Source organism: Pseudarthrobacter equi, assembly GCF_900105535.1.
GTDB lineage: Bacteria > Actinomycetota > Actinomycetes > Actinomycetales > Micrococcaceae > Arthrobacter > Arthrobacter equi.
The window spans coordinates 2,823,504-2,837,538 of sequence record NZ_LT629779.1; the positions used below are offsets into that span (position 1 = coordinate 2,823,504).

The following is a 14,035-nucleotide window of genomic DNA, read 5'->3' on the forward strand; positions in this document are numbered from 1 at the left end:
CCGGTGACCTGGCTCAGGTTGCCCTGATGGTCTGCTGGCCGGGGCACGATCCCAGGACCCGCTTCATCGCGTCCTTCTCAGCCTCCGTCACCCACAGCCCGTACGCCGCCTTCACGGACACCTGCCGGGCTACGTAGTGGCACCTGATGGACTTGTTCTTCGGAAGCCAGGTGGCGGCGTCGCCCGCGCCCTTTTGCTGGTTGCTCGGGCCGTCTGCAGCGATCAGGTTCAGGGGATCATTCGCCAGGTTCTGCCGCTGGCGCGGCGTCAGTGCCTGGGCGCCCTTCTGCCAGGCGTCCGAGAGGGCCACCACGTGATCGATCTGGACGGCGGCGCTGCTGTCCTGGCCGCGGCGGAACTCGATGGGCTTGCCCGTATAGGGCTCCTGGAAGTGCCCTGCGGAGATGCGGCATTTCGAGCCCTCCGCAAAGACAACGCCGGCCAGGTCCCGGCGAAGGATGTCATTACGCGTGTCGCAGCCGTTGCGGTCAACGTCGAGCCAGGCCTGCCCGAAAGCCTCGCGGGTGTAGTTGTCCTTGCCTGCCCGGCCCTTGACGGGGAGGGCTTCCAACGCATCCGCGGCTGGGCCCTGGGGCACCTCATGGACCGCTGCCACCGGCTTCATCCACGCAGCATCAAATACGGGAGCCGCTGTGGGGCCGTCCGCTGCGGGTGCGGCAATGTCGAATTGCCCCGCGGTAAAGAACCAGCCCAGTAGCCCCAGGGCGGCGACACCGCCCACTATCAACAGTGCCCAGGCCTGCCGGGAACGGCGCCGCGCCCGCCGGTAGGCGGACCAGCTGACGGTCACTGGACTGCAGTTCGGGGGCGGGAGTGGAGCACCCCATGAGCCTAGGTCACAGGAGACCGCCGCCCTTGGATATCCACAGTGTGCAGGACGAGTGAGGGTTTAGCGGCGTGACCGCTACAATTCCCGTGACACCCTCTGGAGGTCTTCCTCGGCAACCGCCAGCAGGCTTTCAAGCTGCTGCACCCGTTCCGCGGTGACGTCACCCGAGGCATGAGCGGCCTTGGCGCCGTCCAGCAACCTGAGCGCTTCCTTGTGATTGGCCTTGGCTACGTCAAATGCGTGTTCCAGCGTGGTTTCGTGCTCAAGTGTCTGATCGTTTTCCATTCCCCAAGTGTGGGCCCCATTCCCGGCTGATTCCAGAGAACCAGCCGGGAATTCACCCAAAAGAAACAGGAAAGATCAGACGGCGATGGCCGCCAGGGCCTTGGCGCTCTCCTTGGCCGGGAAGGACGGCGGGTTTACTCCGGCCATTTCTTCCATGACCCGGACCACCTGGCAGCTGTAGCCGAATTCGTTGTCGTACCAGACGTAGACCACCAGGTTCTTGCTGGTGGAAACGGTGGCGAGGCCGTCAACGATGCCGGCGCGGCGTGAACCGACGAAGTCGGTGGAGACGACTTCAGGGGAATCGATGTAGTCGATCTGCTTGCGCAGTTCCGAGTGCAGCGACATCTCGCGGAGGTAGTTGTTGACCTCATCCTTCGTGGTCCCGTTCTCCAGGGTCAGGTTCAGGATGGCCAGCGATACGTCCGGGGTGGGGACGCGGATGGAGCTGCCGGTGAGCTTGCCGAGCAGCTCGGGCAGGGCCTTGGCAACTGCCTTCGCGGCCCCGGTTTCGGTGATGACCATATTCAGGGCGGCGGACCGGCCCCGGCGGTCGCCCTTGTGGAAGTTGTCGATCAGGTTCTGGTCGTTGGTGAACGAGTGGACCGTCTCAACGTGGCCGTGGATCACGCCGAACTTGTCGTTCAGGGCCTTCAGCACCGGGGTGATGGCGTTCGTGGTGCAGGACGCCGCAGAGACGATCGCGTCCGTGTCCTCGATGGTGCCGTGGTTGATGCCGTGGACGATGTTCTTCAGCTCGCCCTTGCCCGGTGCGGTGAGCAGGACGCGGGCGGCGCCTTTGCTCTGCAGGTGCTGGGACAGTCCCTCGGCGTCGCGCCAGCGGCCGGTGTTGTCCACCACCAGGGCGTTGTTGATGCCGTAGGCGGTGTAGTCGATGGTGGCGGGATCGTTCGAGTAGATGACCTGGATCCGGACGCCGTTGGCCGTGATGGTGTTGGATTCATCGTCCACGCGGATGGTGCCCTCGAAGGAGCCGTGCACGGAGTCGCGGCGCAGCAGGCTGGCGCGCTTCAGCAGGTCGTTGTCGGAGCCGCGGCGGACCACGATGGCCCGGAGGCGCAGGCCGTGGCCGCCTCCGGCTTTTTCGACCAGCAGGCGGGCGAGGAGCCGGCCGATGCGTCCGAACCCATAGAGGACGACGTCGGTGCTGGTGCGGTCGTCGCCGCCCCGCTTGCCCACGACGTCGGCCAGCTCTGCGCGGAGGAACTCTTCAAGGGTGGCGCCGTTGCCCTCTTCCTTGAACTTCTGGTTGAGCCGGGCGATGTCGATGGCCGCGGCGCCGAGCTCCAGCCCGGCAAGGGTGTTCAGCAGGGGTGCGGTCTCCTCCAGGAGGAGTTCGTCCTTGCTCATCCGGCGGGCGAAACGGTGTGCCTTGAGGATGTTCATGGTGGACTTGTTGATCAGGCTCCGGCCATGGATGCTCGTGACCACGTTGTTTTCGCGGTACAGCCGGCCGATCACCGGAATCATGGCCTCGGCGAGGGCCTCGCGGCCCATCCACGTATCAAGACAAGAATCTGACGTCTGGCTCACAGAAATACCTTCCTCGGTTCAGCCGCATACGTCCTCGTGTGCGGTTGTAGGCCACCTGATGATGTCCAGGGGCATCCACGCCTGCGGGGTTCGGCCCCCAGGCGCCTGGATCGTGTGCAAAGAAAAACCGCCGGATGCGAACGCAATTCCAGCGGAAGAACTTCTACGTCCAGAATCCATTCTAATTTGGCACGGCCCGGGGAACAGACCCGCCGGGCGTGAAATCACTCACACGGCGTTCAGTTATGAAGTGCGGCGTAGAGGTTGAGGCTGCAGGAGAAGAGCACCCAGGAGAAGTAGGGCAGCACCAGCAGCCCGGCCACGCCGTTCACCGGGCCAAACCGCAGGATCAGGAACACGAGGCAGCCGGCCAGCCCGGTGAGGACCACCAGCGCAGCCCAAAGCGCCGCCGGGCCCAGCAGAGGGTAAAGGCCGAAGTAGCTCAGCGGCCAAGCGGCATTGAGCACCAGCTGGAGCAGGTAACCGGCCATGGTGCCGCCCGTGAGCGCCCCCTTCCGCCAGACCAGCCAGGCGGCAACGGCGATACTGCCGTACAGCAGGAGCCACATGGAGCGGAACATCCACTGCGGCGGCATCCAGGGTGCCTGCACGGAAGCCGCGAACCAGCCGTGCATGTTCAGCAGGATCGGAACCGTGGCCAATGCCCAGGCCGTGACGGAGAGGGCAAGGAAAGCCATCAGGCCCAGGACCTGCGTGGGCAGGTTACGGGTCTGGGGTCCGGCGGGCGGGCCGGCCGGCTGCGGATCGGTATTTACGGGCACGGTTCAGGATCCCCAACACATCTTCCAAGGTCAAACCGGTTGTGCGGATGGGACAGCCGGTACGCCGGGTTCTGTTCCCCCGTGCCGTTGCCGTCACGGGGGCGACGGCCATCCATCTACGGATACCGTTGCCGGCACCCTCTAGCGGCCTACCCGGACACTCGGGCGGGCAGCCCTCAAACGTGCCCTGTCTGGCCTTGCTCCGGGTGGGGTTTACCTAGCCTCCCCGGTCACCCGGGAAGCTGGTGGTCTCTTACACCACCGTTTCACCCTTACCTGCCGCTTTCCGAAAACGAAAAAAGCAGGCGGTCTATTCTCTGTGGCACTTGCCTGCGGGTTACCCCGAGTGGGCGTTACCCACCACCCTGCCCTGTGGAGCCCGGACGTTCCTCGAGCCACTTTCGTGACGCGCGGCCGCCTGGCTGTCCCATCCGCTTCCAGTCTACCGGCGCCGGCGGCTGCTGTTGCCGCCGGTAGGATCGGACGGTGCTGATCCTGCTCCCCCCTTCAGAAGGCAAGACCCCCGCGGTCAAAGGTGCCGCCGTCGATTGGTCGTCTTTGGGCTTTCCGGACCTCAACCCTGCGCGGGCGAAGGTACTGGAGGCACTGGGAACCATCAGCGCCCACGAGGACGCCCTCGACCTCCTGGGCGTGGGCGCATCACTGCGTGACGACGTCGTACGCAATACGCGGCTGCACGCCGAACCGGCGGCCCCTGCGCACCGCATCTACTCGGGCGTCCTTTACGACGCCCTGGGTTACCGGACCTTGACGACGGCCCAGCGGCGCAAGGCTGATGAGTCGGTGCTGGTGGTATCGGCATTGTGGGGCGCCATCCGCTTCGGCGACTCCGTGCCCGCCTACCGGCTGTCCATGGGGACGGCGCTGCCCGACGTCGGACGCCTCGCCACGTTCTGGAAGCCACAGCTTTCCGAGGCCCTCGCCTCCGTCGTGGGGGACCAGCTGCTGGTGGACTGCCGGTCCAGCACCTACGCGGCTGCGTGGGCTCCCCCGGCAGGACAGACGGTGTCCGTGAATGTCTTCACCGAAGCCGGCGGCGTGCGGAAAGTCGTCAGCCACTTCGCCAAGCACACCCGCGGCGAGCTGGCCCGGCACCTGCTCTCGCGCCGCGGCAAAGCGCCCTCAACGCCCGCCGGCCTCCTGAAGGCCGCACGGGAGCGCTGGACTGCGGAGCTCGTTCCCGGGACTGCGCGGAAACCGCATGCGCTGAACATCGTCCTGCCGGGCTAAGGCTCCCCTGCCCAACGGTCAGTGCCACGGGCCGGTTTGGCCGGGCAGGACGATGCCAGCTGCTGCGTGCCTGGGTCAGGCCCACTCCTCCGAGCGGACCAGGATGGCACCTGAGTCTGGGCAGAAAACGATGTCGTCACCGGAAGCGGCGGTGATCTCCGCGAGGTCGCCGGGGCTGAGCTTCATGCCCGAAGCCTCCGAGATGCCGTGGAAGAGCCGGGCAGCGCCCACACCGCGTTTGGCCAGGGTCTTCTCATAGATGGCCAGCATCCCGGCGTCCAGTCCGGCGGCGAACTCATTGCGCCTGCCCCGCACGTCTGCAGCTTCCGCGTCGACTGCGGCGAGCTCCTTGTCCAGTTCCGCGCGGATGCTGCCGAAGGAGCCCTGGATATCGTCCACGATCTGCTGCTGTGCAGACTGCCGCTCACGGAGTGTGTCCAGGCGTTCCAGGACTTCCAACTCCACGTCCTCGAGGTCCGAACGCCTTCTGTTGAGTGAAGCGATGTCCTTCTGGAGAGCCACCAGGTCCTTGGACAGGCCCGTTCCGCTGTTGAGGCGCGCCTCATCCCGCTCAATGCGGGTGGCCACCTGTTCAACGTCCGCCTCAGCCCGCTTCAACTCGGCTTCGGCGTCGTGCACTGCCACTTTTGCGGCACCGAGTTCGCCGCTGGCCACGGAAAGGGCAGCCTCAAGGTCTTTGATCCGGGGATCGTTTTCCAGCGAGCGGCGGCGGCTGGCCAGGGCTTTGAGCTTTGCATCCAGGCCTTGCAGGTCGAGCAACTTGATCTGTTCCGCCGGTGCTGCCTTCGCCACTGTTACCTCCGCTTGATCCCTCCGGCCGCGGCCGGGCACCGTACCGGCGCTTCCTCGACTCTAGCGCCTGGCCCGCGTCCCTGCCTCGCCGGGCCGCACCGGGCCGCACCGGGTGCGCGGCGGGTCAGCCCGGCGTAAGGATGAAGTCCCAGGGATCGCTGTTGGTGGCACTCACCTGGATTTCGACGTCGTGCCCCTGGTCGGCGAGGACGTTGCCCAGGGCTGCCGCGGCGGCCGGCAGCCAGAGCCATTCGCTGGCGAAGTGGGACACGTCGACGAGGTAGGGGCGTCCGTTCAGCGCCGCTTCCCGCGCCTCCGAAGCCGGGTGGTGCCGAAGGTCGGCCGTGACGTAGACGTCGGCGTTACTGGCCCGCACTTCGTTGAACAGCGAGTCGCCCGCGCCGCCGCACACAGCGATCCGCCGGACCAGGCCGTCTTTGTCACCGGAGACGCGCACTCCCCCGGCTACGGACGGCAGGATACCGAAGACCCTGGCCGCGAAATCGCCCAGGGTCATGGCGTCCTCGAGGTCCCCGACCCGTCCAATTCCCTCCTCGGGCAGTCCGTTGGCCGCCAGCGTCAGCGGGGCAACGTCCTGGAGGCCCAGCGCGTCGGCCAGCACATCAGACACACCCCCGACGGCGGAATCACCGTTCGTGTGGACCGTCAGCAGGGCGGTTCCGGACTCGATCAGCCGGTGGACCGCCCGGCCTTTGGGAGTCGTGGCCGCGACGGACGTGACGCCTTTAAGAAGCAGCGGATGATGGGTGATCAGGAGTTCTGCACCCCATTCGACGGCTTCCTCGATCACCTCCAGCGTGGGATCGACGGCGAACATCACCTTGGTGACCAGCGCTGCAGGGTGGCCCGCCACCAGGCCCACCCTGTCCCAGCCTTCCGCCAGGGATTCAGGCCACAGTTCCTCCACCGCGAGCAGCAGGTCGCCGAGGGTGGGAGCCCCGTCCGGCTCGTCGCCGGCCTGCCCGGCGAAGGGGGCGTCGCCGTCGTGCTCGTCCGGACCGGTAACGTCGGTGTCCACAGGTTCCATAGTCTTAGTTTTACCCCATCGCCCGGCGGGCGATGGCATGCCGCCGGTGTGACGCGGGACGCGCGGGGAATCATCCGGCGCTGCCAACCATTGAAGAGGTCATGAAAACTTTTGTTCTTGGCGGAGGCTGCTTCTGGTGCCTCGACGCCGTCTACCAGAAAACAAAGGGTGTCACGGCAGTGGTGTCCGGCTACACGGGCGGCCACGATCCGTACCCTGACTACTACTCCGTCTGCAGCGGCACCACCGGTCACGCCGAAGTGGTGGCCGTGACCTTCGACGAGGAGATCATCCCGGCCGAGGTCATCCTGGATATGTTCTTCGCCCTGCACGACCCCACCACGCTGAACCGCCAAGGCTATGACGTGGGGACCCAGTACCGCTCCTCGATGTTCTACGAAACCACCGAGGAGAAGATCCTGTTCGAAGAAGCCATCGACCGGAACCAGGCCCTGTGGAGCCACCCGATCGTGACTGAGGTCAGCCGCCTCCCCCGGTTCCATGTTGCCGAGGAGTTCCACCAGGACTACTACGGAAAACATCCCGAGCAGGGCTACTGCCAGGTCATCATCAACCCGAAGCTCGCCAAGGCCAGGAAATATTACTCTGCATGGCTTAACGCTTAGCCAGCATTACGCGGCCTCGTTAGGCTGACCTCAGTATTCACCCCTCAGAGATAGGCGTATCTACATGGCACGGATTTATGACGACGTAACGCAGCTGGTAGGCCGCACCCCCCTGGTCAGGCTGAACCGGCTCAGCGAGGGGCTGGGTGCCACCGTTGCCGTAAAGCTTGAGTTCTACAACCCGGCCAACAGCGTGAAGGACCGCATCGGCGTGGCCATCATCGACGCTGCGGAAAAGTCAGGTGCGCTGAAACCGGGCGGCACCATCGTCGAAGGCACCTCCGGCAACACCGGGATCGCCCTGGCCATGGTGGGTGCAGCCCGCGGCTACAAGGTCATCCTCACCATGCCCGAAACGATGTCCACGGAACGCCGTGTGATGCTCCGCGCCTTCGGTGCCGAAATCGTTTTGACGCCTGGCTCCGAGGGCATGCGCGGTGCGGTGGAAAAGGCCCAGGAAATCGTGGCCAACACCGAAAACTCCATCTGGGCACAGCAGTTCGCCAACGAGGCCAACCCCCAGATCCACCGCGACACCACTGCCGAAGAAATCTGGGCCGACACCGACGGCGACGTGGACATCTTCGTCTCCGGCATCGGCACCGGCGGTACCATCACCGGCGTGGGCCAGGTCCTCAAGGAGCGCAAGCCCGGCGTCCAGATCGTGGCAGTCGAGCCCAAGGACTCCCCCATCCTCAACGGCGGCGCTCCGGGCCCGCACAAGATCCAGGGCCTGGGTGCCAACTTCATTCCCGAACTGCTGGACACCAACGTTTACGACGAGGTGCTGGACGCGACGCTTGAGGATTCCGTCCGTGTTGCCCGCGAACTGGGCGTCAAGGAAGGCATCCTGGGCGGCATCTCGTCCGGTGCAATCGTCTGGGGCGCCCTGGAGTTGGCTAAGCGCCCGGAAAACGCCGGCAAGCTGATTGTTGCCATCGTCTGCGATTTCGGTGAGCGTTACATCTCCACCGTCCTCTATGACGACATCCGCGGCTGATCAGACCGCCCTCCGCCCGTTTCCTGTAGAAAGAAGTTTGTGGGCTTTTTTGCACGACTAAAGGAAGACCTCGACGCCGCCAGGTCGCATGACCCGGCGTCGAGGGGTTCCGTCGAGAACTTTTTCGCCTATTCCGGCCTGCACGCCATATGGATCCACCGGCTGACACACCGCCTGTGGCAGAACCCGGCGCTGCGTTTTCCTGCCCGGCTCATTTCGCAGCTGGGCCGGTTCACCACCGGAATCGAGATCCACCCCGGCGCCACCATCGGCCGCCGGTTCTTTATCGATCACGGCATGGGCGTGGTCATCGGCGAAACCGCCGAGATCGGCGAGGACGTCATGATCTACCATGGCGTCACGCTGGGCGGCCGCTCACTGGCCCGGATCAAGCGGCACCCAACCATTGGTGACCGCGTGACCATTGGCGCCGGCGCGAAAATCCTCGGCCCCATCACCATCGGCCGGGACAGCGCTGTGGGCGCCAACGCCGTGGTGGTCAAGGACGCACCGCCGGAGTCGATCGTTACCGGCGTCCCTGCCAAATGGCGGCACCGTGACGCGCAGCGGGAGACCAAACCCGCCGTCGACCCCGCCGAGTACGACATCGAATACCGCATCTGACGCCCGGCCGGGCGCGCACAGTGAAGCTGGACGCACCACGGCCGGCGGCACGCAAAAGGCGGGCAGTTCCAGGATTCTCCTGGAACTGCCCGCCTTTTGCGTTGTGTCAGCGGATGCTAGTGGGTGTCCACCGCTTCGATCTCGGACTTGTCTTCGCCCCAGAGCGTGTGGAAGGTGCCCTCGGCGTCCACGCGGCCGTAGGTATGGGCGCCGAACAGGTCGCGCTGGCCCTGGATGAGGGCGGCAGCGACGCGCTTGCGGCGCAGGCCGTCGTAGTAGGCCAGCGAGGACGAGAACACGGGCACCGGGATGCCGAGCTGCACAGCGGTGGCCACGACGCGGCGCCAGGCCGGCAGTGCGTCCGCGATGGCCTTGGTGAAGGCCGGTGCAAACAGCAGGTTGGCGGGCTTCTCGTCGGCGGCGTAGGCCTTGGTGATGTCCTTGAGGAGTTCCGCGCGGATGATGCAGCCGGCACGCCAGAGCGAGGCGATTTCGTCCAGTTTCAGGTCCCAGCCGTATTCCTTGGCCGCGGACGTCAGCATGTCCAGGCCCTGGGCGTAGGAAACGAGCTTGGAAGCGTAGAGCGCCTGGCGGACGTCTTCGACGAACGTCTCCGGGATTTCGACCGAAACCTCGTTGCCGGCCAGCATCTCTTGGCCGAGCTTGCGCTGGGCCGCCTGCGAGGACAGTGCACGGGCGAAGACGGATTCGGCGATGCCGGACACCGGCGAGCCCAGTTCCAGTGCGGAGATAACTGTCCAGCGGCCGGTACCCTTCTGGCCGGCAGCATCCACCACGACGTCGACGAAGGGCTTGCCGGTCTTGGCGTCCACGTGTCCCAAAACCTCAGCCGAGATTTCGATCAGGAAGGAGGACAGGTCGCCCTTGTTCCACTCCGTGAAGATCTTGGACTGTTCGGCGGGCTCGATGCCTGCGCCGGAGCGGAGCAGGTCGAAGGCCTCGCCGATAACCTGCATGTCGGCATACTCAATGCCGTTGTGGACCATCTTGACGAAGTGGCCGGCGCCGTCGGTGCCAACCCAGGCGCAGCAGGGCTCGCCGTCAACCTTGGCAGAGATCTTCTCGAGCAGGGGGCCGAGGGCCATGTAGGACTCCTTGGAACCGCCGGGCATGATGGACGGGCCGTTCAGCGCGCCTTCCTCGCCGCCGGACACGCCGACGCCCACGAAGTGCAGGTCCTTCTTGGCCAGGGCCGCTTCACGCCGGCGGGTGTCCTCATAGTGCGAGTTGCCCGCGTCAATGATGATGTCGCCCGCTTCGAGAAGCGGCTCAAGCTGCTCGATGACCGAGTCGACCGGCTTGCCGGCCTTGACCATGATCAGCACCCGGCGGGGCTTCTCCAGCGAATCGACGAGCTCCTGCAGGGTCTCGGTGCGGACGAAGTCGCCTTCGGTACCGTACTTTTCCAGCAGGGTGTCCGTCTTTTCCACGGACCGGTTGTGCAGGGCCACGGTGAAGCCGTTGCGGGCCAGGTTGCGGGCCAGGTTGGCGCCCATCACCGCGAGGCCGGTGACACCGATGTGTGCAGACATCAAAACTCCAATTCATTGCGTACGACGGAAAGTGCGGCGGGCCTGCCCCGGGCGGGGTGGCACTGCGCTGATCAAGCTGTCGGAATAAAGCATATATATTCTTCGGGTCACAGGAAAGTAACGCCCATCCAGTGGACCAGACCGGGCCTGCTGCGGTCCATCCCCGGAGCATGGCCGGGCGATGCTGAGCACTAGGCTTACAGCATGACAAGCAGCCTGCACCACCGTGCCATCGAGAATCTTGGCACCCGCATCATCTCGGGTGAGCTGCCCGCAGGCCACCTCATGCTCGCAGAACAGCTCGAAGTCGAGCTGAAGGTTTCCCGCTCGGTGATCCGGGAAGCTGTCCGGGTGCTGCAGTCCCTGGGACTGGTGGAGACCACCAAACGGGTGGGCATCCGTGTCCTGCCCGCCAGCCGGTGGAATCCGTTCGATCCGCAGGTCATCCGCTGGCGGCTGGCAAGCAACGCCCGCGGCGCCCAGCTGCGGTCCCTCGCAGAACTCCGCGCGGCCGTTGAGCCTGTAGCGGCCGAGCTGGCGGCCCAGAACGCTCCCGCGCCGCTGCGCCTGGAATTGGTTGACATTGCCTACGCAATGCGCGACGCCGGCAACAAGGGTGAGGTGCCCCGCTTCCTTGAGCTCGACATCCACTTCCATTCGCTGCTGCTTTCCGGCTCCGGCAACGAGATGTTCGCGAACCTGATGGGCCAGGTGGCCGAGACGCTGACGGGACGCACGGTCCACGGCCTCATGCCCGACCATCCGCACGAGGCCGCCCTGCAGTGGCACGTGGATGTTGCCGAAGCAATCTCTCGGGGCGACGCAGCCGCTGCCCGCGAGGCATCCGACCACATCATGCGCAGGACGATGTCGCAGATGTCCGATTCCTGGACAGAACAGCCTCGGGTTTTCATCCCGGTAAAGCGCTGAGCCGCACGGGCGGCCTCCGGTTAGCGCTTTCTCCGCTTTCCCGGCGACACACATTCCGGAATGACTTCTTGTTTCCGGAACTTCACTGTATATTCATTTCAGGCCCTTCACCGCGGCATCCCCCAATAGTCGCGGTGGAGGGTTTTCCACTGCCCTGAAGCCCCGCGCTGCCTGTTCTGGCACCTTAAGCGGCGTCCGCCACGGCGTCCCGCAGCCGCCACCCTCCGCCCAGCCCGTCGCGCTCAAGCAGCATGGTGGTCAGCGCTGAGCCTGCGTTGCTTCCCAGGCGTACCTGGACCTGGAGGACCTCTACGTCCACCCTGCTCCGGCCCTTGGGCATCCGGCGGTTGGTCTCCCACCAGTTGACCCGTTCAAACCACCTGACCGGTTCGGCGCCCACCAGCCACTCCCGGCCCCGGCAAACCACAGATGCAGGTATTCCATCGCCGCCGTCGCGGACTATCACGTGTTCCATGCCCTGTACGTTATGGCGAGGGTCTGACACCGCACTCCGGGTGGACCACGCCGGCACTGGGCCAGGAAAGGGAAAGAAAAAACCCGCCTCGCGTGCTTCAAAAGCATGCGAGGCGGGTTGTTGGTGGGTCCTACCGGGATCGAACCGATGACATCCACGGTGTAAACGTGGCGCTCTACCAGCTGAGCTAAAGACCCTTGCCAATTGGATTGCTTTCGATAAGCCGCAAACCAACGAACATAGACTCTACCCGACAAAGGCGGCTAAACGCGAATCGGGATCTGGGCCCCACCTTCCGGGTATTCCGGCCGGTCAGAGCGGCGGGAGCCGTTCCGCCAACCACATCAATGATTCGCTCACGCCAGCCTCAAGCTTGATGGTGGCTTTGTCGTCCCCGCGGGTCTCACCGCGGTTGATGATCACCACAGGCTTGCCGTCCTTGGCTGCATGGCGGACAAAACGCAGGCCGCTCATGACAGTCAGGGATGAACCGGCAACCAGCAGGGACGCTGCCTCATCCACCATCGCATAGGACCGTTCCACACGGTCCTTGGGCACGTTCTCGCCGAAGTACACGAAGTCAGGTTTCAATGTCCCGCCGCACGCCGGGCAGACCGCCACGACGAAACTGCTGATCAGATCCAGGTCCTCCACCGTGGCGTCCGCGTCAGGGGCCATCTCCACAAGGCCTGATTCCTCGGCCTGCTCCAGGAAACCCGGATTGAGTTCACCCAGCATGCCGGCCAGGAGCCCGCGGGAGTAGGTACGGCCGCAATCGAGGCAGACAACCTGGTCATACCTGCCGTGGAGGTCCACCACATTGGTGCTTCCCGCGTCCTCATGGAGTCGGTCGACATTCTGGGTGATGAGGCCCGTCAGGTATCCCCGGCGCTCGAGCTCTGCTGCTGCGAGGTGTCCATGGTTGGGGTCGGCATGGCGGAGGTGGGACCAGCCGATGTGGTTCCGCGCCCAGTACCGCTGCCTGTTGGCCGGGTCCCTGACGAACTCCTGGTACGTCATGGGCGACCGTGGCGGGGACCCCGGACCGCGGTAGTCCGGAATACCGGAATCAGTGCTCAGGCCCGCCCCCGTGAGCAGCGCGAACGGCGCTCCCGACAGGAGGTCGCGGATCAGGCCCAGGGCCTCAAGTTCCCGTCCGGATGGGTGCGCCGGCTCGACGCGCGGCATGCTGGCGAACCCGGTGAGTCCGACCCCATGCCGCGGCTTCTCCACCGCCGTCAGGCCTGTTCCAGCCCGGCCAGTGCTTTTCGGTAGGCAGAGAAGTCACGTGCCTCGCCGCGGGGGTTGACCACCGTGTACCGGATGACGCCGCCGGCGTCGATGATGAACGTGCCACGCTTGGCCATGCCGCTGTCTTCGTCGAAGACACCGTAGGTGCGGGCGACGCCGCCGTGGGGCCAGAAGTCTGCCAGCAGGTCGAAGCTGTAGCCTTCCTGGCCGGCGTAGGCCCGGAGGCTGAACTTGCTGTCGACAGAGACGGCCAGGACGGCGGCATTCGAGTCTTCAAACGAGGCGAGGTTATCCCGGATCTCGCAGAGTTCGCCGGTGCAGATGCCGGAAAAGGCGAACGGGTAGAAGACCAGGACAACGTTTTGGCCGCGGAACGACGACAGCCGGACCGGTTCGCCAAACTGGTTGGAAAGTTCAAAGTCCGGCGCTGGATCGCCAACCGCCAGCAGGGATGCCGCAGCAGCAAGCGCCTGCGTCACTTGTTCTTCCTGCTGACCAGCCTTGTTGCGCTCCAATCCTTGGAGACACCGGCCGACGTGGTGACGTGCAGGCCGGCGGTGGGTGCTGCTTCCTGGATGTCGGCAGGCGAGACGTATCCGTCCCGGCCTGACTTCGGCGTCAGGATCCAGACCACGCCGCTTTCGCTGAGGGTGGTCAGCGAGTCCATCAGGCTGTCGACAAGGTCGCCGTCACCGTCACGCCACCAGAAGATGACGGCGTCCGCCACTTCATGGTCATCCTCGTCGAGCATGTCTGCGCCGGTGAGGTCCTCGATGTCGTCACGCAAGTCGAAGTCGACGTCGTCGTCGTAACCGAACTCCTGAATCAGATCCCCAGTTTTGAAACCCAATTTTTCCGCCACATTTACCGAAGTGGCGGCGTCGGCCTCGCTCACGTGTTCCTCCAATACGTTTCATATGCAGTCTGCATAGTGATTTCCATTACTCCCAAGCCAACACCCTTTGTGCCTGCGCTTCAAGCTGGCATACCCGG

General features: G+C 65.0%; 16 protein-coding genes, 1 tRNA gene and 1 other RNA gene. 5 read left to right on the plus strand and 13 right to left on the minus strand.

Annotated elements, in window-relative coordinates:
• Positions 1–13: 13 nt before the first annotated feature.
• The 5 genes from BLT71_RS12710 to rnpB form a co-directional block, all read right to left on the minus strand.
• Positions 14–811: an HNH endonuclease family protein gene (locus tag BLT71_RS12710; protein WP_091720843.1), complete on the minus strand. Its 798-nt coding sequence runs from the start codon at positions 809–811 to the stop codon at positions 14–16.
• 114 nt (positions 812–925) lie between these two features.
• A complete protein-coding gene (locus BLT71_RS12715) occupies positions 926–1,135 on the minus strand; it encodes a hypothetical protein (protein WP_091720845.1) in 210 nt (69 codons plus the stop codon).
• Positions 1,136–1,210: 75 nt separating this feature from the next.
• Positions 1,211–2,689: a glyceraldehyde-3-phosphate dehydrogenase gene (locus BLT71_RS12720; RefSeq protein ID WP_091720848.1), complete on the minus strand. Its 1,479-nt coding sequence runs from the start codon at positions 2,687–2,689 to the stop codon at positions 1,211–1,213.
• Positions 2,690–2,928: 239 nt separating this feature from the next.
• Positions 2,929–3,471, minus strand: a complete 543-nt coding sequence (locus BLT71_RS12725) for a TspO/MBR family protein (RefSeq protein ID WP_091720850.1) — start codon at positions 3,469–3,471, stop codon at positions 2,929–2,931.
• A gap of 44 nt (positions 3,472–3,515) precedes the next feature.
• Positions 3,516–3,901, minus strand: an RNA gene (gene rnpB, locus BLT71_RS12730) — RNase P RNA component class A.
• A gap of 56 nt (positions 3,902–3,957) precedes the next feature.
• Here rnpB and BLT71_RS12735 point away from each other — a divergent pair.
• Positions 3,958–4,722, plus strand: a complete 765-nt coding sequence (locus BLT71_RS12735; protein WP_091720852.1) for a YaaA family protein — start codon at positions 3,958–3,960, stop codon at positions 4,720–4,722.
• A 75-nt stretch (positions 4,723–4,797) separates the two neighbouring features.
• Here BLT71_RS12735 and BLT71_RS12740 read toward each other — a convergent pair whose 3' ends face one another.
• Both BLT71_RS12740 and BLT71_RS12745 read right to left on the minus strand, forming a co-directional pair.
• Positions 4,798–5,535, minus strand: a complete 738-nt coding sequence (locus BLT71_RS12740) for a zinc ribbon domain-containing protein (RefSeq protein WP_091720854.1) — start codon at positions 5,533–5,535, stop codon at positions 4,798–4,800.
• A 124-nt stretch (positions 5,536–5,659) separates the two neighbouring features.
• Positions 5,660–6,583, minus strand: coding sequence for a Nif3-like dinuclear metal center hexameric protein (locus tag BLT71_RS12745; protein ID WP_407681217.1), 924 nt, complete (start codon positions 6,581–6,583; stop codon positions 5,660–5,662).
• 101 nt (positions 6,584–6,684) lie between these two features.
• On the opposite strand from BLT71_RS12745, the gene msrA reads away from it, so the two are divergent.
• The 3 genes from msrA to epsC all read left to right on the plus strand — a co-directional run bounded on the left by msrA (position 6,685) and on the right by epsC (position 8,833).
• Positions 6,685–7,209 (plus strand): peptide-methionine (S)-S-oxide reductase MsrA, encoded by a 525-nt coding sequence (gene msrA, locus BLT71_RS12750; protein WP_091720857.1) that lies wholly within the window; start codon positions 6,685–6,687, stop codon positions 7,207–7,209.
• Positions 7,210–7,273: 64 nt separating this feature from the next.
• Positions 7,274–8,209, plus strand: a complete 936-nt coding sequence (gene cysK, locus BLT71_RS12755; RefSeq protein ID WP_091720858.1) for a cysteine synthase A — start codon at positions 7,274–7,276, stop codon at positions 8,207–8,209.
• 39 nt (positions 8,210–8,248) lie between these two features.
• Entirely contained in the window at positions 8,249–8,833 is a 585-nt protein-coding gene (epsC, locus tag BLT71_RS12760; RefSeq protein ID WP_091720860.1) for a serine O-acetyltransferase EpsC, read from the plus strand.
• A gap of 116 nt (positions 8,834–8,949) precedes the next feature.
• Here epsC and gndA read toward each other — a convergent pair whose 3' ends face one another.
• Positions 8,950–10,386, minus strand: coding sequence for an NADP-dependent phosphogluconate dehydrogenase (gndA, locus tag BLT71_RS12765; RefSeq protein ID WP_091720862.1), 1,437 nt, complete (start codon positions 10,384–10,386; stop codon positions 8,950–8,952).
• A gap of 204 nt (positions 10,387–10,590) precedes the next feature.
• On the opposite strand from gndA, the gene BLT71_RS12770 reads away from it, so the two are divergent.
• Positions 10,591–11,316: a FadR/GntR family transcriptional regulator gene (locus tag BLT71_RS12770; protein ID WP_091720864.1), complete on the plus strand. Its 726-nt coding sequence runs from the start codon at positions 10,591–10,593 to the stop codon at positions 11,314–11,316.
• 184 nt (positions 11,317–11,500) lie between these two features.
• Here the strand turns inward: BLT71_RS12770 and BLT71_RS12775 are convergent, their stop codons facing one another.
• The 5 genes from BLT71_RS12775 to BLT71_RS12795 all read right to left on the minus strand — a co-directional run bounded on the left by BLT71_RS12775 (position 11,501) and on the right by BLT71_RS12795 (position 13,937).
• A complete protein-coding gene (locus BLT71_RS12775) occupies positions 11,501–11,791 on the minus strand; it encodes a hypothetical protein (protein WP_091720866.1) in 291 nt (96 codons plus the stop codon).
• 121 nt (positions 11,792–11,912) lie between these two features.
• A tRNA-Val gene (locus BLT71_RS12780) sits at positions 11,913–11,988 on the minus strand.
• 115 nt (positions 11,989–12,103) lie between these two features.
• A complete protein-coding gene (locus tag BLT71_RS12785; protein ID WP_390896653.1) occupies positions 12,104–12,979 on the minus strand; it encodes a Sir2 family NAD-dependent protein deacetylase in 876 nt (291 codons plus the stop codon).
• A 50-nt stretch (positions 12,980–13,029) separates the two neighbouring features.
• Complete coding sequence (locus BLT71_RS12790; RefSeq protein ID WP_091720870.1) at positions 13,030–13,521, minus strand: peroxiredoxin; 492 nt, start codon at positions 13,519–13,521, stop codon at positions 13,030–13,032.
• The gene (locus BLT71_RS12795) at positions 13,518–13,937 is read right to left on the minus strand and encodes a DUF3052 domain-containing protein (RefSeq protein ID WP_091723998.1); all 420 of its coding nucleotides are present in this window, start codon (positions 13,935–13,937) and stop codon (positions 13,518–13,520) included. The genes BLT71_RS12790 and BLT71_RS12795 overlap by 4 nt, the downstream gene beginning before the upstream one ends.
• Between the last annotated feature and the right edge of the window lie 98 nt (positions 13,938–14,035).